21 protein-coding genes are annotated in these 20,682 nt (G+C 33.3%); 8 read left to right on the top strand and 13 right to left on the bottom strand.

What is annotated here, in order from left to right:
- Positions 1-508: 508 nt before the first annotated feature.
- The 6 genes from AC061E_RS11260 to AC061E_RS11285 all read right to left on the bottom strand — a co-directional run bounded on the left by AC061E_RS11260 (position 509) and on the right by AC061E_RS11285 (position 6,407).
- A complete protein-coding gene (locus AC061E_RS11260) occupies positions 509-1,429 on the bottom strand; it encodes a hypothetical protein (protein ID WP_478286128.1) in 921 nt (306 codons plus the stop codon).
- 187 nt (positions 1,430-1,616) lie between these two features.
- Complete coding sequence (locus AC061E_RS11265; protein WP_478286303.1) at positions 1,617-2,189, bottom strand: hypothetical protein; 573 nt, start codon at positions 2,187-2,189, stop codon at positions 1,617-1,619.
- Positions 2,190-2,368: 179 nt separating this feature from the next.
- Positions 2,369-3,370, bottom strand: coding sequence for an IS30 family transposase (locus tag AC061E_RS11270; RefSeq protein ID WP_478286137.1), 1,002 nt, complete (start codon positions 3,368-3,370; stop codon positions 2,369-2,371).
- Between the two features lie 654 nt (positions 3,371-4,024).
- Positions 4,025-4,585, bottom strand: a complete 561-nt coding sequence (locus AC061E_RS11275) for a hypothetical protein (RefSeq protein ID WP_478286331.1) — start codon at positions 4,583-4,585, stop codon at positions 4,025-4,027.
- A gap of 174 nt (positions 4,586-4,759) precedes the next feature.
- On the bottom strand, positions 4,760-5,488 hold the full coding sequence (locus AC061E_RS11280) for a hypothetical protein (RefSeq protein WP_478286313.1): 729 nt from the start codon (positions 5,486-5,488) through the stop codon (positions 4,760-4,762).
- A 619-nt stretch (positions 5,489-6,107) separates the two neighbouring features.
- Positions 6,108-6,407, bottom strand: a complete 300-nt coding sequence (locus AC061E_RS11285; RefSeq protein WP_478286133.1) for a hypothetical protein — start codon at positions 6,405-6,407, stop codon at positions 6,108-6,110.
- Positions 6,408-6,748: 341 nt separating this feature from the next.
- On the opposite strand from AC061E_RS11285, the gene AC061E_RS11290 reads away from it, so the two are divergent.
- Together AC061E_RS11290 and AC061E_RS11295 are read left to right on the top strand one after the other, a co-directional pair.
- Positions 6,749-6,970 (top strand): hypothetical protein, encoded by a 222-nt coding sequence (locus tag AC061E_RS11290; RefSeq protein ID WP_478286132.1) that lies wholly within the window; start codon positions 6,749-6,751, stop codon positions 6,968-6,970.
- Between the two features lie 2 nt (positions 6,971-6,972).
- A complete protein-coding gene (locus AC061E_RS11295; protein WP_478286131.1) occupies positions 6,973-7,185 on the top strand; it encodes a hypothetical protein in 213 nt (70 codons plus the stop codon).
- On the opposite strand, the gene AC061E_RS11300 is transcribed toward AC061E_RS11295, so the two are convergent.
- The 3 genes from AC061E_RS11300 to AC061E_RS11310 form a co-directional block, all read right to left on the bottom strand.
- Positions 7,168-7,419 (bottom strand): hypothetical protein, encoded by a 252-nt coding sequence (locus tag AC061E_RS11300; protein ID WP_478286130.1) that lies wholly within the window; start codon positions 7,417-7,419, stop codon positions 7,168-7,170. The two genes, AC061E_RS11295 and AC061E_RS11300, sit on opposite strands and share 18 nt — an antisense overlap.
- Before the next feature lie 291 nt (positions 7,420-7,710).
- Positions 7,711-8,847, bottom strand: a complete 1,137-nt coding sequence (locus AC061E_RS11305; RefSeq protein WP_502306422.1) for a DUF723 domain-containing protein — start codon at positions 8,845-8,847, stop codon at positions 7,711-7,713.
- A 36-nt stretch (positions 8,848-8,883) separates the two neighbouring features.
- On the bottom strand, positions 8,884-9,090 hold the full coding sequence (locus tag AC061E_RS11310) for a hypothetical protein (protein ID WP_478286333.1): 207 nt from the start codon (positions 9,088-9,090) through the stop codon (positions 8,884-8,886).
- 1,362 nt (positions 9,091-10,452) lie between these two features.
- On the opposite strand from AC061E_RS11310, the gene AC061E_RS11315 reads away from it, so the two are divergent.
- On the top strand, positions 10,453-10,884 hold the full coding sequence (locus AC061E_RS11315) for a hypothetical protein (protein ID WP_478286334.1): 432 nt from the start codon (positions 10,453-10,455) through the stop codon (positions 10,882-10,884).
- A 292-nt stretch (positions 10,885-11,176) separates the two neighbouring features.
- Here the strand turns inward: AC061E_RS11315 and AC061E_RS11320 are convergent, their stop codons facing one another.
- From AC061E_RS11320 to AC061E_RS11335, 4 genes are all read right to left on the bottom strand, one after another.
- Positions 11,177-12,220, bottom strand: coding sequence for a tyrosine-type recombinase/integrase (locus tag AC061E_RS11320; protein WP_478286335.1), 1,044 nt, complete (start codon positions 12,218-12,220; stop codon positions 11,177-11,179).
- A gap of 297 nt (positions 12,221-12,517) precedes the next feature.
- Positions 12,518-13,900 (bottom strand): NAD-dependent succinate-semialdehyde dehydrogenase, encoded by a 1,383-nt coding sequence (locus tag AC061E_RS11325; protein WP_478286336.1) that lies wholly within the window; start codon positions 13,898-13,900, stop codon positions 12,518-12,520.
- 18 nt (positions 13,901-13,918) lie between these two features.
- Complete coding sequence (locus AC061E_RS11330; RefSeq protein WP_478286337.1) at positions 13,919-14,233, bottom strand: hypothetical protein; 315 nt, start codon at positions 14,231-14,233, stop codon at positions 13,919-13,921.
- Positions 14,234-14,245: 12 nt separating this feature from the next.
- Positions 14,246-14,416 (bottom strand): hypothetical protein, encoded by a 171-nt coding sequence (locus tag AC061E_RS11335; RefSeq protein WP_478286338.1) that lies wholly within the window; start codon positions 14,414-14,416, stop codon positions 14,246-14,248.
- Positions 14,417-14,614: 198 nt separating this feature from the next.
- Between AC061E_RS11335 and tgt the strand changes: the two genes are divergently transcribed.
- The 5 genes from tgt (at position 14,615) to dnaB (ending at position 20,546) form a co-directional block, all read left to right on the top strand.
- Entirely contained in the window at positions 14,615-15,745 is a 1,131-nt protein-coding gene (tgt, locus tag AC061E_RS11340; protein WP_221917131.1) for a tRNA guanosine(34) transglycosylase Tgt, read from the top strand.
- A 73-nt stretch (positions 15,746-15,818) separates the two neighbouring features.
- Complete coding sequence (locus AC061E_RS11345) at positions 15,819-16,907, top strand: LptF/LptG family permease (RefSeq protein ID WP_478286339.1); 1,089 nt, start codon at positions 15,819-15,821, stop codon at positions 16,905-16,907.
- A complete protein-coding gene (locus tag AC061E_RS11350; RefSeq protein ID WP_478286340.1) occupies positions 16,894-17,781 on the top strand; it encodes a DMT family transporter in 888 nt (295 codons plus the stop codon). The genes AC061E_RS11345 and AC061E_RS11350 overlap by 14 nt, the downstream gene beginning before the upstream one ends.
- Positions 17,782-17,896: 115 nt before the next feature.
- Positions 17,897-18,850 carry an acetyl-CoA carboxylase carboxyltransferase subunit alpha gene (locus tag AC061E_RS11355; protein ID WP_158730447.1) on the top strand — a complete coding sequence of 318 codons (954 nt, stop codon included), beginning with the start codon at positions 17,897-17,899 and terminating at the stop codon, positions 18,848-18,850.
- A gap of 151 nt (positions 18,851-19,001) precedes the next feature.
- Positions 19,002-20,546: a replicative DNA helicase gene (gene dnaB, locus AC061E_RS11360; protein ID WP_086453927.1), complete on the top strand. Its 1,545-nt coding sequence runs from the start codon at positions 19,002-19,004 to the stop codon at positions 20,544-20,546.
- Positions 20,547-20,682 lie beyond the last annotated feature (136 nt).

The following is a 20,682-nucleotide window of genomic DNA, read 5'->3' on the forward strand; positions in this document are numbered from 1 at the left end:
GCTTTTGCTTTTCAGATTCCAATTTTCACGCTTCTACTTTTTCGCTTTCAATTTTAGGAGCAACGCTTTTCAAGTTTCTGCTTTTCACGCTTCAGCTGACAAGTTCCAACTTTGACACTTCTGCTTTTCCGTTTTCAATTTTAAGCGCAACAATTTTCACGTTTCCGCTTTTCAAGTTTCCGTTGGCAAATTCCAACTTTCACGTTTGTACTTTTCTGTTTTCAATTTTGGCGCAACACTTTTTAAGTTTCCGCTTTTCACGATTCCACTGGCAAATTCCAACTTTCACGTTTCTATTTTTTTAGTTTCTGCGAGTTGTGAACTTTATTTCCAAATCGAAATTACCTGCGTAATTTCGGCGCAACTTGCCACCAACGTTCTCGCGCTACAAGCAGTTTGGGACTAAATTCAGTCCATTTTTCGGATTTGCCAAATCTTCCTGACACAAAACCAACTTCAAATTAAGCCTAATACCCAAATTGCTTGTAGCGTGTGTTGGCGGTAGGTTTTATTCAATCCATTGTCCTTCAGCAATATTTGAATCTAAATACTTTCCATTATGAGCATTATATCTTAATATTTTTTGAAGAAAAGTATTATTTGATTTATAATCTTCATTTGTGAATTTCCAAACCAATATATTTTTACTTACATCGTAATTCAATTCTATTTTTGTTTTTTCTTTAACATTGAATTTACGGTTAACGGCTTTGTTTTTTGTTTCTTGTAAAGAAATTATATTATTTATTAAAGGATTTTTTATCGGTAAATCAATGTCTTTAATAATTTTACCAAATTCATCTACTTCAATGTTAGAAGTATATTCGCCAATTCCTTTTTCAATATTTGAAAATGAAAAACATAAAATATAAAGGTATCGTGTTTCCATGTTATGTCTTTTATAAAAAATGCTATCAATTATTTTTCCTTCTTTGAAATAAATCTGTTTATAAAACTTTTCTCCAACTCTAGATAAAAGATAATCTTTAACTTTTTGAGATACCTTTAAAGGTAAATCATCAAGTCTTGTAGCTATTTTTGGCATATACGGATAAACATCATAAAACGGGCAATTGATTAATATTACATCTTTGGAGAAGGTTTTGGGTTTGTAGTTTGGATTAGGTTGTAATTTTACAATTAAAGTATCATTGTTTTTTAAATTTAATTTTTTATCGACCTTTATAAATCGAGAATCATCAAGATATAATCGATAAGTTTTTAGGCTGTCTAGTTTCAAATATTTTAGACTGTAAAAACCATTGTCATCTTCAGTTCCTAGACTGCTTCCCATATCGTTTTCATCTATTAAATGGGGTAAAAAATATTTGTGTTTTTCATCATCATCATAGGTTTCAACTTTAATCATAGTTTGAGCAAACGAATTCAAAAAACAAAATAGGGAAAGTATGTAAAGAAGTTTTTTCATTTTTTTATCATGGGTTATTGAATTTACGATTTCGTGTTAAACTTACCGCCAACGTCCCGGCGCTTGGCGAGGTTGCGAACTTCGGAACCGATTATTTTCTATCAAAGATAAAATTTCTTGCGAAAAGTAAACGTGAATTTACTACAAAATTCGCAATCTTGCCAAACGCCTGTTAGCAGTAGTACTTTTATTCAATTTCAATCTTTTCAATTGTATCAGCTTCAATTTTATTTTCCCCGTTAAAGTTTATAACTTTATGTTTATAATGAACTTGATTATTAATAATCTTTATTTCACTTTTTCCAGATTCCAATTGTCCATCTAGTTTAATTTTTCCGTAATACTTTTCAAATATCAAAAGTTTGTTTTCTGTTATTTCATATTCGCAACAACGTGCAAATAATCCATTAAAAGAGGAGTAAATCTTTAAATTTCCCTTCTGATATTTAATATCATTTGGATAAATAGGTTTCAGAAATAATGAAGATAATATTGCTAAAAATATTCCGCCAAAAAGCCAAAATAAAATTCCAATTAGAATAGATAGTAAGTAATAGAAATAATAAACTAAGATTTTTTTAAATGGTTTTCTATTGAGAAAAAATAACAAGCTTCCGCTAATATAAATCAGAATTTTTAAAATGAAAATAAGGTTGCTATTTATCCCGAAATTCGTTATCAAACGAAACAAGAAATTTAAGATGACAAAGCTCAAAATGTAAAAATGTATTTTGAATATAATTCTATTAATATTTGTCATTCTTTTATAATTTTTTTCTTTTTTGCGATTCTGCGAGTGGCGGATTCAAGTTTCTATCGCAATTTTTTGCTTTAGAGTTTTGCTTTATTTTTTAAATTCAGAAAGCCAAATTTTGATTGTCTTTAGGCTTTCTAAATTCAAAAAATAAAGCTACGATTTATTTTGACTATACCTAATTATTAGATGAAATTTTGGTTCATATATAATCGACTAATTGTATTTAGTGGCGATTCGTATTCGAGTGTTTTTCGAGGTCTTTCATTGAGCTGATTTTGTACTTCTTTGAGTTGCTTTTTTGATATTAAATTAAAGTCAGTTCCTTTGGGAAAATAGTCTCTAATTAACCCATTCGTATTTTCATTTGTGGGTCTTTCCCAGGGACTATAGGGATGGGCAAAATAGACTTTTACTTTGGAATTTTTAGTAAAGGTTTTGTGTTGCGCCATCTCGGTTCCGTTATCATAAGTCAAAGATAGTTTTAGGTTGTCTGGGAGCTTTCTAAACTCCTTTTCAAAAGCTTTTCTCACGGTTGTTGAGTCTTTCTTTTTCAAGGGTACAATTATTAAAAATCGAGTGGTTCTTTCTACCAGAGTCCCAATAGCACTTTCTCTGTTTTTTCCCAGTATTAGGTCGCCTTCCCAGTGACCAGGTATCTCGCGAGTGAGCACTTCGGCAGGTCGTTCATCAATGCGAATGGGGTCTTTAATTGTGGTTCTTTTATCAGCACCTCTTCGGGTATTTCCTCTGTATTTTCTTTTTTGTCTAAGTTGAGAAATTAGTAGTTTTTCGACCTCTTTTTTAGGTTGAATATAGATGTGATAATAGATATTTTCGTGCGAGATTTGCATAGTTGGATCAAAGGGATAAAATTGTTTTAAAGCATCTGAAATTTGCTTTGGAGACCAATGTAATTCCAACTGTGAATATACAAAATTTTTGAGTTTTGGATTGCTGTTAATTTTGGATGTTCCTAAGCGTTTATCCATTAGATTATAGACATAATTTGCTTCTGCTTTTAGGTTGTCATAAGGTTCATTTTTGACTCTTTTTAGTTCTCTGGAAATGGTGCTTGGATGAACCGATAGAGTAGTGGCAATTTGTTTGTTATTTTTGCCCAAAGCGATTAGTTTTTCAATCTCAATTCTATGATCACGATTGAGTCTTTTGTAAGCTGTTTTCATACTACAATTTTATACATTTTTTGGTTATAAAATTGCGTTAGATTCTTGACTCTGCGCTATAATGGCTACTAACGTCTTGGCGCTACACGCAGGCTGGGGTTAAAAAATCCTAAAACTTTCGGTTAAAAACTAATCTCGGCTGATACAAAACCATCTTTAAATTAAGCCAAATGCCCAGCTTGCTTGTAGCGGCTGTTATGGGCCGGTTGTTTTGTCGAAATTACGAATTTCCGCAAAGTTTTAACGTTTTTGTTTCGTAATTTTCTGTGTTTCAATTTTTACGCTTCTGCTGGCAAGTTTCTGTTTTTACACTTCAACTTTCAGATTTCTGCGTTTCTACTTTCACGCTTCTACTGGCAAGTTTCTACTTTTACGCTTCCAACTCTGAAGTTTCTGCTTTTCACGCTTCTGCTGGCAAAATCGAACTTTCACGCTTCTGCTTTGTAAGTTTATACATAAATTAAACGCTTGTTTTTCAGATTATTTTCTTCTGCGTAATTTCGGCACAACTGGCCCATAACGTTCTCGCGCTACAGGCAGTTTGGGACTAAATTAAGCCCATTCTTCGGATTTGCCAAATCTTCCAAATTCAAAACCATATTTAAATTAAGCCTAATACCCAAATTGCTTGTAGCGTGTGTTGGCGGTAGTTTTTTATTCCATTACTGAATTTTCCGGCAATGATATTATTTTAAATGAAGCCCAAATTTTTAAAGTTTCTGTTTCGTTCCAACTATCTATATTTTCATCACTAACAACTAAACTTAACGAATAGCCTATTTTATTTTCCGAATAATAATAAGTAACTGCATATGAGTTTTTCATTATATTATTGCTTTTATAGATAGTGTGTGTTTTAGAATAGTAAAAAGATTTGCCTTTAATTTCTTTTATCCCTTTCGAAACAACATTCTCTTTATAATCTTTTGTGTTAATGTAATCTGCTTGTTGTTTTTCAAAATATTCTGTTACAGATAAATCTTTAGTAAGTTTTTCCATTTTAAGTGAATAAGTCTTAGTTCCAGAGTATAAAGTTGATTTATGTAATGAAATAAATTTTAATCCATCTTCTTCTTCAATTGTCCAATTATTATCAGGCAAACAAAATTCTACACCTAATTGTTTAATTTCAGTTTTGTTAACACATTCATTTTGTCCAAAAAGAATATTTGATTCAAAAACAATTAAAAGGAATATTATTAAATTTTTTATCATTTCATATTTGGTTTGATTCAATTTCGGTCTTTTCGGAGGCAAAATTACCGCCAACGTTCCCGCGCTACACGCGGTTTGGGACTAAATTAGCGCTATTTTTCGGATTAGCCAAAATTCCCAAATACAAAACCAATTTCAAATTAAGCCTAATACCCAAATTGCTTGTAGCGTGTGTTAGCAGATGTATTTTTTTATTTGTTCTGATATACGTTCTAAATATTCTGTACTTATATCGTTACTTAATTGTCTTATATTTAAAACAATTCTTTTTTCACTTTCATTTGTGAATAACAGAAATCTTTGTCTTGGTTTTGACAAATCTTCCAAGAAACTAACGTTATATCGATTTTCGATTTCAGATTTTTTTAAATAACTTCCAATTGCTAAAATAGTTACATTAAAACTTTTATAGAAAATATGTTCGTTAATTGTCGTTCTATTTTCGTCCTCTTTATTTCCCAATTGCTTTGGTGAAACTTGATGATTAATTTCAGTAATGAATGACTTTAATAAAAAATTATTATTTCTTTCTGAAATATATTCGGGAAAAATAAGATTTATCAATTTTTGATACTGTAACCAAGTATTACCTCTTGATGGTTTTCCATCATATGGGTGTAAAGGATTTTTAAAATAATAATCAAAATAAAATTTATAATCTAAATTTTCAATCATATTTTCAATCAAATAATACCATTGTTTGGGATTTTCAGAAGATTCAGCTTTAATTTGAATTTCGTTTTCTGCTCTTATAGCTTTTTCTTGTCCTACAATTAATATTTTAGAATTTGGATTACCAAAACCTATGTAAAAAGGGTTTGGTTTATTTAATAAATTATTGCTCTGTAATTCAGATTTATTTTTTGCAATATTAACTAAATCTTTAAATGATTCTTTATACATCTCGTTTTTTTTAATATATCTGCTAACGTTCTCGCGCTACAAGCAGTTTGGTACTAAATTAAGCCCTATTTTCGGATTTGCCAAATCTTCCAAATACAAAACCAACTTCAAATTAAGCCAAATGCCCAAATTGCTTGTAGCGTGTGTTGGGGAGCGGTTGTTTTGTCGAAATTGCGAATATCCACAAAGTGATAACACTTTTGCTTTTCAAGTTTCTACTTTTCACGCTTCTGCTTTTCAGGTTCCAACTTTTTAAGTTTCTGCTTATAAATTCCAACTTTCACGCTTCTGCTTTTCAGATTACAATTTTCAAGTTTCTGCTTATAAATTCCAACTTTCACGCTTCTGCTTTTCAGATTACAATTTTCAAGTTTCTGCTGATAAATTCCAATTTTCACGCTTCTGCTTTTAAACTTCTTGCGGAACGTGTGCTTATTTTCTAATTGTTTTTATCTGCGTAATTTCGGCACAACTGCTCCCCAACGTCCCCGCGCTACAAGCAGTTTGGGACTAAATTAAGCTCTATTTTCGGATTTGCCAAATCTTCCAAATACAAAACCAATTTCAAATTAAGCCAAATCCCCAAATTGCTTGTAGCGTGTGTTGGCAGTAGGTTTTTTCAATGCTGTTTATGTTCTTTCCAATTAAGTTTGTAATAATCTTTTCCAATTTCAGCTTCAATGTCAAATTTATATTTTCCACTTCTTATTTTTTCAATTCCTGTTCCACAAAGAGGATAAGTTATTGTATCACGTTGCATATTTTTAATTATTCCTTCTGGAGTTCCAAAAGGCAAATTGTCTTGTATTGTTAATTTTCTACAATTAATAACTATCGATTTTCGCTTTGTTATTTCGTAATATTTGTCTTCAATTTTCAAAGAGTCAATATCAAAATCAGTTTTATTATAAACTTCCACTTGAATTCTTGCAGAAAAAAAGTAAAAATAAGTTACTGCTATTGAACATAATAATAAACTTAAAAAAATATTCTTTTAAAATTCTTATTTTCCATTTCCATTTTTTTTCTTCTTCTGCGGTAAACTTACTGCCAACGTTTTGCGGCTTTGCGAGGTGCGGAACTCGCATTACCTATTATTTATATTTTTCACTGTACTTCGCAAGTACAAAATTATGTTTGTTTTAAGACCGTTGTCCGCATCTTGCAAAACCGCTGTTAGCAAATCGGCTTTATTTTTTTATTACTATTTTCCTTTCCAAATATAGTTTATTTTTGTACTTTCGGCAAAACTTTTTTACTATGCATAAATTTGGTTCTTGTGAATTTACTGTTAATGATTTAGTATCTTACACTTCCCGTAATGGTATCCTTTCTGACGCTTCGTATCAAGTTATAGATGTTCTACCAAATAAGGACGGAAGTTTTGAAGATAGACCTTTTATAGAAAACTATTGGATTAGAGATGTTGAAACAAAAAAAGAATATTTAGTCTACCACTCTGAATTAAAATTAAAAAAATAATTATGGCTAAAAAGTCTGAACCAAAAGTACCGAAATATCAAGAAGGAGATATTTTAAAAATTATAAACCCTAACTCAAAGTTAGAAACAACAGTTATTTTAATATCTCGTTGGGATAGAACACCTGCTCAAAGAATCGCTTGGCTATATAAAGAATACCCTGATGGAGAAGATGAATTTGCTATTCCTGAAAGTGAACTATTTCCAATTAACTAATTTCTGTTCTATTAACTCTTTTCTAGCTGTTTCTAAAGGGTATTCTTCTCCTGTTTCACGGTTTACAATTTTCCACTTACTTTCCTGATTAGGTTTTCTTGCGCACATTATGTAAATTGGTAAAACGTACTTTTCAAATAATGGTTCTAAATCATCTTTAGTAAACCCATACAAGGACTTTGCAATTTTTTCGCCCCATTTTTGGAGTTGCTCTTCTGTTGGTTTGTATTCCATTCTGTTACTTTTTTTTATTTAGTAACGCTTTACAAACTGCTAATTTTTTCCGTTTTAGTCTTTTCTGTACGGTTTTCTTAAGCTGTTTGCTAACGTTCTCGCGCTACAGCGGGTTTGGGACTAAATTAAGCCTATTCTTCGGATTTGCCAAATCATCCCAAATACAAAACCAACTTTCCATTAAGCCAATTGCCCAAATCCGTTGTAGCGTGTGTTACCTGCAGGTCATTTGATTACTATTTGTCCTTGAAATATTCTCAATGTCGCAATTTTCAATTTTTAAACAGCTCATTATTTGGCAAATACATCTATTGAAAAGCATTCCGTATATCCAGGGAATTGATTTTTTGGCAAATAAGAATACTCAACATATTCTTCATGAAGGGATTCTTCCAATTGCATGACTGAATACAATGTACCTGATAAAATAGAAACGACTTCTATGGAATAACCCGATTCTCGTTCAATTGTCATTCTTCTTCTGTGAACATCATTCGAGATTCCAATTTTGTAAAAGTCCTCAGAATTACCAGTTAAACGGAAATAGTAGAGATTACAATTAATATCTCTTAATTCTTGTGGTAACAACTCTGATTTCCATTTTCCACGATGTAGTTGCCGAGCACATGTTGGACATCCTTGGCCAGATAAATGTCTATGACCGCGTTGTTCGAACCATCCATGCTTTTTGCAATGTATCTGAACAGGTTCCGATAACATTAGAAAAGATGATTGGTCATATTGATAAGTATTTCCGTGACATTTTATCGCTCCCTGAATAAACTCAGACCATGAAATTCGCGTATTTATACCACGGTTTTCTTCAAAACACTTACTGCAACCTTGCTTAATCCACAAATGATTTCTGGCTTTAATCAAAAACTTTCCATGTTTTGGGCAGACTACTAAAATCATTGATTCTGGATTTATATAATCCTTGATTGGGTACGAAAAGAAATTATTATGTGCTTCGTTACATCTATTGAAAAAATCCTCTATGCTTAATTTTCGGGACTTTTCGGTTCGTTCTCGTCCACATTTAGGACATCCAAATCCAGAAAGATGATTGCTTGGCGTTTGTTTAAAAGTTCCATGTGTTGGACAAATGATTTCTATTTTTGTTTTGTTGCCATTATATTCAAAATCCGTGTAATCATAAATTTCTCCATGAACTGAAATTGCTTTCAAAATAAAACTTTTAGCAGAATTTTCCTTTCTTAATTTCCCTTGTTGTAACCGACCACAATCTGGGCAATCTGTTCCGCGGATATGGTGGTCGGGAGTTTGCCAAAATGATCCATGAATTGGGCAAATTATTTCAACTTTTCCTTTCATCTTTGAAAATGAAACATTGTGATACTCATATTTGTTACCATGAGTTTGCTTGAAACGTAGTATTATTTCCTCACTATTTATTTTTTTTGACATTACCAATTTACTTAGAAATTGAATATTAGAGGTAGTTTAGTTTTCTTGTTTTTCATCTAACAAAATCGCGATTTTTTCCAAAGCCGATGGATGCTTATCTAATTGTGAAACGGTTAGACCTGCAATTAAGATATCGTTTCGTTGAATTTGGACAGCAATCGCAAGCAATTCAAAATCCGTTAGTTTTGGATAACCTGATTTCAGGTCGTCATAATATTTGTTCAAACTTTTAAAATTTTCCATATTATTTATTTTTAGGTTACATTATCTCTCAATAAAATTACTCTTCTCCCCATTCGGCAGACTTGCAGGTAACGTCTTGGCGCTTGGCGTGGTTGGGGAATAAAGATGCGTAATCTTTCGGTTATACACAAATTTTCCAAGTACAAAACCATCTTTAAATTCAGCCTAAAACCCCAATCACGCCAAACGGCTGTTATGGGTAGGTTGTTTCTAGCCGATATTCCTAATTATTAATCGATTTTAAACCTATTTTTGGCTGACACAAAACCCAATTCTTGCCCAAATTTCAGCTAATTTCATTCCCTTTTTCAATCGATTTTCATCCAATTATTGGCAAATTAAAAGCCAAATTCGAATCTAAATTTCAGCCAAATTTATTCTCGCTTTTTCATCTCAATTTGAGAATCAAAACGATTTTTTATTTCTACTAAAACTCCAATATTCAAGTTCTACTTTTCAGATTCAGTTTAGAAACTGCGAAATTCAAGTTCGCTTTTCAAGTTCTGAATTTCAAATTCAGTTTAGAAAATCTGAAACTCAAGTTTTCAATTTCAAGTTCTGCATTTCGGATTCAGTTAGAAACTCCAATATTCAAGTTCAGTATTTCAAGTTTTTGCTTTTCATTTTCAAAGCATAAAATTCAAGTTTTTTTTCAACTAAAGGTCTTGAAAAATCTGATTTTCTTCACAACTTACCCATAACGTCCCCGCGCTACAAGCAGTTTGGGACTAAATTAAGACCATTCTTCGGATTTGCCTAATCTTCCAAATACAAAACCAATTTCAAATTAAGCCAAATGCCCAAATTGCTTGTAGCGTGTGTTAGCGATTGTTGCGACACGCTGGTTGAGCACCTTTGATTATCTATTCAAATATTCTATTCCAATTGCGGAAGTTTATCCACTTTCAAAATCCACCGCAAAAAAACACTTTCAATCAGACCAAATTTTGGAGAATAAAGTTCATTTAAACCTCAAAAAAATCGACAGAAAAAATCCGCAAAAAAAATCGACTTTCAAATTCTATTTTGAAATTCGACTTCGAAGATCCGCAATTAATTCCGTTCGATTTTCGGCGGTAGATAGGAGCAGATTAGTTTCAATTTTTCATTTCTGATTAACGTAAATTGATCGATTTCCACGGAGCAATAAACGCTAACGTCCCGCGGCTTTGTGATGGTGGGGAAAAGAAAGCCAAAAACATTCAGTTCAAGACTAATCTTCCAAACACAAAACCGACATTAAATTTATTACTAATTCCCCACTATCTCAAAACCGCTGTTAGCAAATCGGCTTTTTATTTATTACTATTTTCCTTTCCAAATATAATTCTTTTTAGTACTTTTGGCAAAAAATATTTTACTATGGCAAAATTAGTTATCCTACCAACAGTTGATAAAAATACTCAACCAACCTATCATTTAAAATCCGACTTTCCACAAACCAATTTTTCAGAGTTTAATGAGAAAAGAGATTATGATTTTGAAGAGAAAAACTCTTCTGAAAACTATTCTCAAGTCACTGCTGTAACTTCTTATACTGTTTCTGTTGATAATTCAGAACACTTTTGTCGTTTCGATATAGTTTCGCCTTTTGAAGTGAATATACACGCCAAAGATTTTTCTAAAGAAGATTTTCTAAAAGTCTTAGGTTATCACGCAAACTATGTTAAAGAGTATATAAAAGATGTAGTTTTAACTTTTCCAAACGGTGTTAGTTTACCTTTAACTTACATAGATTTGGATGTGGATTTAATAGCTGATACTTTTCTGTCTGAGTATAATAAAGTGTCATAGCACAACCCTTTTGCTACAGGGTTTCCACCTGTAACAAACCAAGGTAACGGTTTAATAATTAATTCCCGAGTATTTTCTGCTTGGGTTTTTTCACTCTGTTTCATTTTCTGTTACTTTTTATTTAGTAACGCTATAAAACTGCTATTTTTCCGTTTTAGTTTTCTTCGGATTTTCTCAAGCTGTTTGCTAACTAGTATATATGCGAAACAAACTTTCGTGTATATACCCAAATTTGGGTAGATTGGCGAAGGTTTGTTTCGCTTTTTGTTTTTTCAAATATAGTAAATTTCTCTTATAAATCATCAAACGGACTTTTAATTTGTTGCAAACTTTTCGTACTTACGTGCGTGTAAATTTCGGTAGTTTTACTGCTGCTATGCCCTAGTAATTCTTGAATGTAGCGTAAATCGGTACCACTTTCTAGTAAGTGTGTAGCAAAACTATGTCGCAACCAGTGCAAAGTGGCGGGCTTTGTTATTCCTGCTTTTTTAAGCGCCTGTTTCAATATGAGTTGTAAACTTCTGGCATCATAGGGTTGACCTTTGATTTGTCCTTCAAATAAGTACTTCATGGGTTTGTGAATGATATAATATTCCCGAAGCATTTCTAAAATTTTGGGCGACAATGGAGCAATGCGATCTTTTTGACCTTTTGCTTTTTTTAGTAAAACCAAGTTTCTTTTGGAATCGATATGAACGGGTTGCAGTGCTAATAATTCACCACAGCGTAAGCCACAACTATAAATCAAGGAAAGCATTGTTTTGTGTTTGAGGTTGCTGTGGGCATTCAAAATTAGTTTTACTTCTGCCTTGCTCAGTACATTGGGTAATACTTTGGCGCGTTTTGGTCTATGTATTTTGTCAATGTCAATTTTAGTGTCCATTACTATTTTAAAAAAGAGTTTGATGGCGTTTACAATTTGGTTTTGATAGGATTCAGATAATTTTTTATTAAGGATGTAGTTGTTATTGAATAGGATTACATCATTATTGTTAATGTCGGGGATGTTTTTTTCTGGAAAAAAGAGCAAAAATGTTTTTAAGGCCTCAGAGTAAGTGGTAATGGTGTTTTGGCTGTAGCGTTTGGATTGCAACCATTGTTTGAATTTTTCTAAATAATGAATTGCTTCTAGAGAAATTTGCTGTGTGGGGTCTGGTTGTACTTGAAACTGGATTCTGTTTTCAATAGTATCGGGTATGTGCCATAGTTTTTTTTGTTGGCTCCATCTAGCGCCACTTATTTGCTTGACTTGTTGAATAAGATCTTGGTTTTTTTCAAAATAGAGTGCAATTCTATTTTCGTCTTTGTTTATTAAGGGTGCTGCTTTCCAGTTCATTGTGTCTTTTTTTTGGGGTTTAAAGATACAATTTTTTTTAAGATTTGTACTCCATCTTGTAGAATGAAGGGGTGTCTTTTTTTTGTGTAAGGGATAGAGGCGATATCCTTGTAGTGTAACGGAAAGATAAAGCCGAAAGCCCGACCCGAAGTTTTTACGTAGGGGTACACCCAAAAGGAAATGAATGCTATTTTGTGGGAATGTAGTGTAGGAAGGTGTTTTTTGATTTGGATTTTGTTTTTTTACCAGTACCAAAAAAAATCCCACCGAAGTGGGACTCTTAAAATGTGGATTGATTTATAGGATGTCGGTTTCTGAAACGGCATGAATTAATTTCTTATTTACAAATTCATCCATCCCCAATGCTGAAAGTTCTCTACCATAACCCGATCTTTTTGTTCCGCCAAAGGGTAAACTTTCGTTTGATTTTGTGGGTTGATTGATGAAAACCATTCCAGAATCGATTTGTTTGGCCATATTTTTTGCTCTTTCCATGTCTTTTGAAAAAATGGAACTTCCTAAACCAAATCGAGTAGCGTTGGCCAATGCAATGGCTTCTTCATCATTTTTTACGCGATAAAAACTGGCTACAGGACCAAATAATTCTTCTTGAAACGCGAGCATATCTGGTTTTAAATGGGTTAAAATGGTAGGTTGCATGAAAGCTCCTTTTAAATTTGCTTGCTTTCCACCAGTAATAACCGTTGCGCCTTGTTTTATGGTGGTGTTTACTTGTTCTAATAAGGTGTCTAGGGCATCTTGACTGGATAATGGACCCAGTTGTGTTTCTTTGTCCATGGGATCGCCCAGTTTTAAGGCTTCCATTTTTTTAGTGAATTTTTCTAAAAACGCATCGGCTACTTGCTCTAAAACGATAAATCTTTTTGAAGCCACGCAGCTTTGTCCGTTATTGATCATTCGGCCTTTAATTGCTAAGTCGGTTGCACGGTCAATATCGGCATCTTCCAAAACAATAAACGGATCATTTCCGCCCAGTTCTAGTACTGATTTTTTAATGTTTTTTCCAGCAAATTGTGCTAGTGATGCGCCTGCTTTTTCACTTCCAGTTAAACAAGCACCTTGAATTTTAGGATTTTCAATTAGTTTCTCAATCTTTTTTGAAGATAAAAACAAGTTGGTGTATAAACTTTTTGGAGCTTGTATTTCGGTAAAAATATCTTGAAATGCTTGGGCACATTGCGGCACGTTTGAGGAATGTTTGAGTACGATGGTATTCCCAATCATTAAATTTGGAGCAACCACGCGGGCAACTTGATAGAAAGGAAAATTCCAAGGTTCAACGGCAAGAATAACACCAATAGGCGCTTTGGTCAAAACGGCTTCACCTACTGCGGTAGTTATATTTTGATCGGCTAAAAATTCAGCTCCATTTTTGGCATAATATTCAAAAATATTGGCGCAATATTCAATTTCATATTCTGATTGTCCAATTAATTTCCCCATTTCGGTGGTGATCATTTCAGATAATTCTTTCTTTTTTGATCGAAAGGTAGCAGCAATTTTATTTAGTAATGCTGCACGCTCTTCGTAGCTTGTTTTTTTCCAGTCTAGGTAAGCGTCATGTGCATCGTCAATTGCTTGTTCTAACTGAGAATCTGTAATTTCGTCAAACGTTTTTAGCGTTTCTAAAGTATATGGATTAACGGATTTGATAGCCATAATTATGTTTTTAAGGGATTATTTGGTGTCGCTTTCGCTGTAAAAATTATTTTCTTCGTCTTCACTGCCCACTTGTTCTTGAGCGTCATCCAGTTCTGAACCGGGAATGTCTAAATCACTACCAATTCCTTGTGTTGGCAACGCATTTTCGTCCCAAAGTTCTGGTTTATTTTCTAATTTTTTATTATTTGGAATCGCATCTATATCCATTTCTTTATCTTGGTCCAATTGAACAAAAATATCTTCGGTGGCTGGATACTCTAATTTTTCCAGGTTTTTCTCAATAGTACTTTTAGAACTTTCGGCAGCAACCTTAGTGGTATCCTTTTTCATGATTTCTATGTTTTATTTTTTTGTAATTCGGCTAATAATCCAAACGATCACTGCTATTACGGCAATGACTATAAATATGCCCACTCCCATTCCTGCTTTAAAGATACCTTCAATTACCGAGCAACTTGTAAAAAAGAATGAGATTAGAACTAAAGGAATGATTTTTTTGAGTACCGTTTGCATGATTTTAGGGTGTTTTAATACTACTCCAAAGATCAGTATTTTTTACTTTAAGAGTGTTACAGCATTTCTAAATTAAGTTATAATATTCTTGTCATAAGTGCTATTATTCATTCAAAACAAGAATTCAGTATTAAAAAATCAGAATTCGGTATTCCCAAATTGTAATTCTGTTATCTTTGCCAACAGTAAAAAAGTTATATGAAGTTTGATTTATTAAAAAATGATCCGCTATCTAAGGCCAGAGCGGGAACAATTACAACAGATCACGGTGTGATTGAAACGCCAATTTTTATGCCTGTAGGTACTGTTGCTTCTGTAAAAGGAGTACACCAAAGGGAATTAAAAAACGATATTAATCCAGATATTATTCTGGGGAATACCTATCACTTATACTTGCGTCCACAAACTGAAATTCTTGAAAAAGCAGGTGGTTTACACAAGTTTATGAACTGGGATCGCAATATTTTGACTGATTCTGGTGGGTACCAAGTATATTCTTTGAGTGCCAATAGAAAAATTAAGGAAGAGGGCGTTAAGTTTAAATCTCACATTGATGGTTCTTACCATTTTTTCACGCCTGAAAATGTTATGGAAATTCAGCGAACAATAGGTGCTGATATCATCATGGCATTTGATGAGTGTACGCCTTATCCTTGTGATTACAATTATGCCAAGCGCTCTATGAAAATGACGCACCGCTGGCTAGACCGTTGTATCAATCACCTAGACACGCTACCGTTTAAGTACGGGTATGAGCAAACTTTTTTCCCAATTGTTCAAGGAAGTACATATAAAGATTTACGAAGACAATCAGCTGAATATATTGCCAATTCTAACCAACAAGGTAATGCCATAGGCGGCTTATCTGTAGGGGAACCAGCTGAGGAAATGTATGCCATGACCGAAGTAGTGTGTGAAATATTACCTGAGGATAAACCAAGATATTTAATGGGTGTGGGAACGCCAATTAACATACTTGAAAATATTGCGTTGGGTATTGATATGTTTGATTGTGTGATGCCTACACGTAACGCCCGTAACGGAATGTTATTTACGGCTCATGGTACCATAAACATTAAAAATAAAAAATGGGAAGCTGATTTTTCAGTCATTGATGAAATGGGAATCACCTTTGTAGATACTGAATATACAAAAGCCTATTTGCGTCACCTTTTTGCAGCAAATGAATACTTAGGAAAACAAATTGCTACCATTCACAATCTTGGATTTTACATGTGGTTAGTGCGCGAGGCTAGAAAACACATCTTAGCAGGAGACTTTAAGCCTTGGAAAGAGATGATGGTTAAAAACATGAGCCAACGACTATAAAATAATTATGAATTGTAAATTATGAGTTAGCCTGTAGCTCATAATGTACAATTCATAATTCATAATTTAAATTATGCTTACAATAATAGACAAATACATTCTTAAAAGATATTTAGCCACATTTGCGGTAATGTTGTTGTTGTTTATTCCAATAGGGATTGTGGTGGATGTATCTGAGAAGATTAATAAACTGCTTGAAAATAAAGTTCCTATTGTTGAAATAGCGCTTTATTATTACAATTTTACAGTTTATTTTGCCAATTCTCTTTTTCCTATATTTTTGTTTTTATCGGTGATTTGGTTTACGTCAAAACTTGCCAATGATACTGAGATTATTGCCATACTGAGTTCAGGAATCTCATTTACACGATTTTTGAGGCCTTACATTATGGGTGCTTCTATAGTATCCGTATTTGTTTTGTTGATGGGATTTTTTGTGGTTCCATCCGCTAGTGAAGGATTTAATAATTTTAGGTACATGTACTTAAAAGGAGGCGGTAAAGAAGCCATGAGAGGCGATAATACTGATGTGTACAGGCAAATAAATGATACCGATTTTATTTATGTAAACAGTTTTAATACCGAGACTAAAACGGCTTTTAATTTTTCATTAGAGCGTTTTAAAAAGGATAAACTAGTGCATAAAATTACAGCCAGTAGAATTACTTGGAACCCAAAAGACAGCACGTACACCTTATATGATTATACGAAAAGAACGGTAGGCCCACTAAATGATGTTATTGTAAAACTCCCAGAAAAGAAAGCCGTTTTTGAATTTGACTTAGAGGATTTAACACCAGTAGTGTATATAGCAGAGACCTTAAGTTTAGGTAAACTGAATGCTTTTATAGACAAAGAACGCGAGCGTGGTTCTTCAAACATAAATGTATATCTCGTAGTCTTGTATAAAAAATATAGTGTACCCATTTCAGCATTTATTTTAACCATTATTGCAGTCGCTGTTTCATCCATGAAACGAAGAGGCGGAATGGGAACCAATCTAGCCATAGGAATTGCACTTGCTTTTTCATTTGTGTTTTTTGATAAAATCTTTGGTGTACTAGCAGAGAAGTCCAGCATTCCTCCATTACTAGCCGTATGGTTGCCCAATATTGTTTTTGGAATTTTAGCCATTTATTTACTTCGCAATGCAAAACGATAATTTAAAAAGTTATTTAAACCTCCATTTAATTGTTTTTATCTGGGGTTTCACCGCCATTTTGGGCGCTTTAATTACTATATCTGCTGATGCATTGGTATGGTTCAGGATGTTATTTGCAGGGATTTTTATAGCAGCTTTTTTAGTGATTTCAAAAAAATCTTTTAAAGTTCCAGTAAAATCGTTATTGAAATTAATGTTTGTAGGATTGTTGATTGCCTTGCATTGGATCTTTTTCTTTAAAGCTATTCATGTCTCAAATGTATCCATAACATTATCGGTGTTTTCACTTGGTGCTTTTTTTGCATCTATACTTGAACCCTTGTTTTATGGCAGAAAAGTCTTGTGGTATGAAGTTTTTTTTGGACTCATAATTATAGCGGGATTGGCCTTAATTATGCAAGTAGAAATCAACTATCTTGATGGGATGCTGTATGCACTTGTATCTATATTGCTAGGTGTTTTATTTACCTTGATGAACGGGAAATTAATCGCTAACCATGATCCTTCTGTTATTTCTTTTTATGAGTTTGTAGCTGGAGTTGTGTTTATATCTGCCTACTTTTTTATACAAGGAAAGTTTACAGCCGCTTTTTTTGAAATGACAGTTAACAATTGGATTCTAATATTAATACTGGCCTCAGTGTGTACCGCTTATGCTTTTACCGCCTCGGTTAAAGTAATGCAAAAACTCACGCCATATACCGTAATGCTTACCACAAATTTAGAGCCTGTGTACGGGATAATCTTGGCATATTTTATATTGGGTGGCAAAGAAAAAATGAGTTTTGAGTTTTACATTGGCGCCATAATAATTGTCATTACTGTGATACTTAATGGAGTGATCAAACACTACCAGAAATCCAAAACAGCATAGCTTTTGTAATGCTTTAGGAATCAAAATTTTTCACATAAATAGTAAATTTACCTTTTTGAACGATTTAAAATTTTATATTTGCTGTTCGAAATAAAAACAAAAACGCAAAAATCCTATGGAATATTTAGATTTTGAGCTTCCAATAAAAGAACTTGAAGAGCAATTGGACAAATGTCTTATTATTGGTGAAGAATCAGATGTTGATGTAACGAATACTTGCAAACAAATAAGCAAGAAACTAGAAGAGACAAAAAAGAATATTTATAAAAATTTAACGGCTTGGCAACGTGTTCAGCTTTCTAGACACCCAAATAGGCCTTATGTTCTAGAGCATATTACGAATCTTACCAAAGGGACTTTTTTAGAACTTTTTGGAGATAGAGGATTTAAGGACGACAAAGCCATGATAGGTGGACTTGGACAAATTAATGGACAATCGTTTATGTTTGTTGGTCAACAAAAAGGAATCAATACTAAAATGCGTCAGTTTCGTAATTTCGGGATGGCAAATCCAGAAGGTTATAGAAAAGCATTGCGCTTGATGAAAATGGCAGAGAAATTTGGTATCCCAGTGGTAACACTTATTGATACTCCAGGAGCTTATCCAGGTCTTGAAGCTGAAGAGCGCGGACAAGGAGAAGCTATTGCTAGAAACATTTTTGAGATGATTAACTTGAAAGTGCCAATTATTACTATTATTGTAGGTGAAGGTGCATCAGGTGGCGCATTAGGAATAGGAGTAGGGGACAAGGTATACATGATGGAAAATACATGGTACTCTGTTATTTCGCCAGAATCGTGTTCGTCTATTTTATGGAAAAGTTGGGAGTACAAGGAACAAGCTGCCGATGCTTTGAAACTGACTTCAGCTGATATGAAGAGGCAAAAATTAGTTGATGATATCATACCAGAACCGTTAGGTGGAGCTCATTATGATAAAGAAACTACCTTTAAAACAGTAGAGCAGTATATCTTAAAAGGCTATAATGAACTGAAAGACTTATCAACAGCTGATCTTATAGCTCAGAGAATGGAGAAATACAGTAAAATGGGAGAGTTTAAAGAATAAAATCTTACAAATTTATAGTTCATCCGTCTCGTACTAAAACCTAGGTCGAGACGGATTTTTTTTGGGTTATGAACAAAAAATAGTTGGTTATCAACATTTCTTTGTAACAACTCATCGCTGATTTTTTTTAAATTTATGTTACTTTCGCGTTATGGAAAATTTCAGAAATATTAATCCTGTAAAGGTTGATAAAAGCACAATAATAAGCTTAGAAAAAGGAAAATTGCAGCCTCAAGTGCTTGAACTAGAGGAAGCTGTTCTAGGCGCAATGATGATTGATAAAAAAGGGGTTGATGATGTAATTGATATTTTGCAACCTGATGCTTTTTACAAAGAAGCGCACAAACATATTTTTGAAGCCATCGTTCAATTGTTTACTGAGACGCAGCCTATAGATTTATTGACGGTATCGGCTCAGCTGAAGAAAAACGCAAAACTAGAGTTGGCAGGTGGCGATTTTTATTTAATCCAGCTTACGCAAAAGATATCCTCATCAGCACATATTGAATTCCACTCTAGAATTATACTTCAAAAATTTATTCAGCGAAGTTTAATTCGGATTTCAACTGAAATTATTGAAGATTCTTATGATGAAACTACAGATGTTTTTGATTTATTAGACAGAGCCGAATCGAAGCTTTATGAAGTTACTCAAGGAAACATAAAACGAAGTTCAGAAACAGCACAAAGTCTTGTACTGCAAGCCAAAAAACGTATTGAAGAAATTGCAGGTCAAGAGGGATTAAGTGGTGTAGCAACTGGTTTTGATAAGTTGGACAAAATTACATCAGGATGGCAACCAAGTGATTTAATTATTATTGCTGCAAGACCAGCCATGGGAAAAACAGCATTTGTATTATCTATGGCTAGAAACATGGCTATTGATTTTAAAATGCCGGTTGCCTTATTTTCTTTAGAGATGGCATCGGTGCAATTAATTACACGTTTAATTTCATCCGAGACTGGATTATCATCTGAAAAACTGCGTACAGGTAAATTAGAAAAACACGAGTGGGAGCAATTAAGTACCAAAGTTAAAAATTTAGAAAAAGCACCTCTTTTTATTGATGATACTCCTTCGCTTTCCATTTTTGATTTACGTGCCAAAGCAAGACGATTGGTATCGCAACACGGAATTCGAATCATAATTGTCGATTATTTGCAATTAATGACTGCTGGCGGAAGCGGAAAAGGTGGCGGAAACAGAGAGCAAGAAATATCTACTATTTCCCGAAATTTAAAAGCATTGGCTAAGGAGTTGAATGTGCCTGTTATTGCACTTTCTCAACTTTCGCGTGCGGTTGAAACGCGTGGTTCAAGTAAACGTCCGTTGCTGTCTGATTTACGTGAATCTGGAGCTATTGAGCAGGATGCTGATATCGTATCCTTCTTGTACCGTCCGGAGTATTATAAAATAGACGAATGGGATGATGACGAAGCTTCGCCTACTACTGGTCAAGCCGAAATCATGATTGCAAAACACCGTAATGGTAGTATAGAAAACGTGAGACTAAAGTTTATAGGACACTTAGGTAAATTTGACAACTTGGAGGATTATAGTGGTGGCTATGATGATTTGCCTTCTAGTATGAACCAAGACGACAATCCTTTTATTACAAAAAATTTGCCATCAGCTAATGAAGCTTTTGGAAGTAATTTTAATGATGATGAAGATGATAGTGATGTTCCCTTTTAATTAGTATATTGTAATTATATAAAAATGCCCTCAAATTAATATTCTTTGAGGGCATTTTTTTTGTGAAATTATCATTGTATTATTAATGAAATTATAATGTTCTTTTTTGAAAAAAAATAAATATCTTAGCACTGCT

Source organism: Flavobacterium sp. GNP011 (assembly GCF_056428925.1).

Bases quoted from the DNA above. Each gene is read 5' to 3' on its own strand.
- dnaB (WP_086453927.1), top strand. From the start codon at position 19,002: ATGGAAAATTTCAGAAATATTAATCCTGTAAAGGTTGATAAAAGCACA.
- AC061E_RS11295 (WP_478286131.1), top strand. From the start codon at position 6,973: ATGGCTAAAAAGTCTGAACCAAAAGTACCGAAATATCAAGAAGGAGAT.
- AC061E_RS11270 (WP_478286137.1), bottom strand. From the start codon at position 3,370: ATGAAAACAGCTTACAAAAGACTCAATCGTGATCATAGAATTGAGATT.
- AC061E_RS11350 (WP_478286340.1), top strand. From the start codon at position 16,894: ATGCAAAACGATAATTTAAAAAGTTATTTAAACCTCCATTTAATTGTT.
- AC061E_RS11275 (WP_478286331.1), bottom strand. From the start codon at position 4,585: ATGATAAAAAATTTAATAATATTCCTTTTAATTGTTTTTGAATCAAAT.
- AC061E_RS11310 (WP_478286333.1), bottom strand. From the start codon at position 9,090: ATGGAAAATTTTAAAAGTTTGAACAAATATTATGACGACCTGAAATCA.
- AC061E_RS11290 (WP_478286132.1), top strand. From the start codon at position 6,749: ATGCATAAATTTGGTTCTTGTGAATTTACTGTTAATGATTTAGTATCT.
- AC061E_RS11320 (WP_478286335.1), bottom strand. From the start codon at position 12,220: ATGAACTGGAAAGCAGCACCCTTAATAAACAAAGACGAAAATAGAATT.
- AC061E_RS11345 (WP_478286339.1), top strand. From the start codon at position 15,819: ATGCTTACAATAATAGACAAATACATTCTTAAAAGATATTTAGCCACA.
- AC061E_RS11280 (WP_478286313.1), bottom strand. From the start codon at position 5,488: ATGTATAAAGAATCATTTAAAGATTTAGTTAATATTGCAAAAAATAAA.
- AC061E_RS11325 (WP_478286336.1), bottom strand. From the start codon at position 13,900: ATGGCTATCAAATCCGTTAATCCATATACTTTAGAAACGCTAAAAACG.
- AC061E_RS11335 (WP_478286338.1), bottom strand. From the start codon at position 14,416: ATGCAAACGGTACTCAAAAAAATCATTCCTTTAGTTCTAATCTCATTC.
- AC061E_RS11330 (WP_478286337.1), bottom strand. From the start codon at position 14,233: ATGAAAAAGGATACCACTAAGGTTGCTGCCGAAAGTTCTAAAAGTACT.
- AC061E_RS11300 (WP_478286130.1), bottom strand. From the start codon at position 7,419: ATGGAATACAAACCAACAGAAGAGCAACTCCAAAAATGGGGCGAAAAA.
- AC061E_RS11305 (WP_502306422.1), bottom strand. From the start codon at position 8,847: ATGTCAAAAAAAATAAATAGTGAGGAAATAATACTACGTTTCAAGCAA.
- AC061E_RS11315 (WP_478286334.1), top strand. From the start codon at position 10,453: ATGGCAAAATTAGTTATCCTACCAACAGTTGATAAAAATACTCAACCA.
- AC061E_RS11265 (WP_478286303.1), bottom strand. From the start codon at position 2,189: ATGACAAATATTAATAGAATTATATTCAAAATACATTTTTACATTTTG.
- AC061E_RS11260 (WP_478286128.1), bottom strand. From the start codon at position 1,429: ATGAAAAAACTTCTTTACATACTTTCCCTATTTTGTTTTTTGAATTCG.
- AC061E_RS11355 (WP_158730447.1), top strand. From the start codon at position 17,897: ATGGAATATTTAGATTTTGAGCTTCCAATAAAAGAACTTGAAGAGCAA.
- tgt (WP_221917131.1), top strand. From the start codon at position 14,615: ATGAAGTTTGATTTATTAAAAAATGATCCGCTATCTAAGGCCAGAGCG.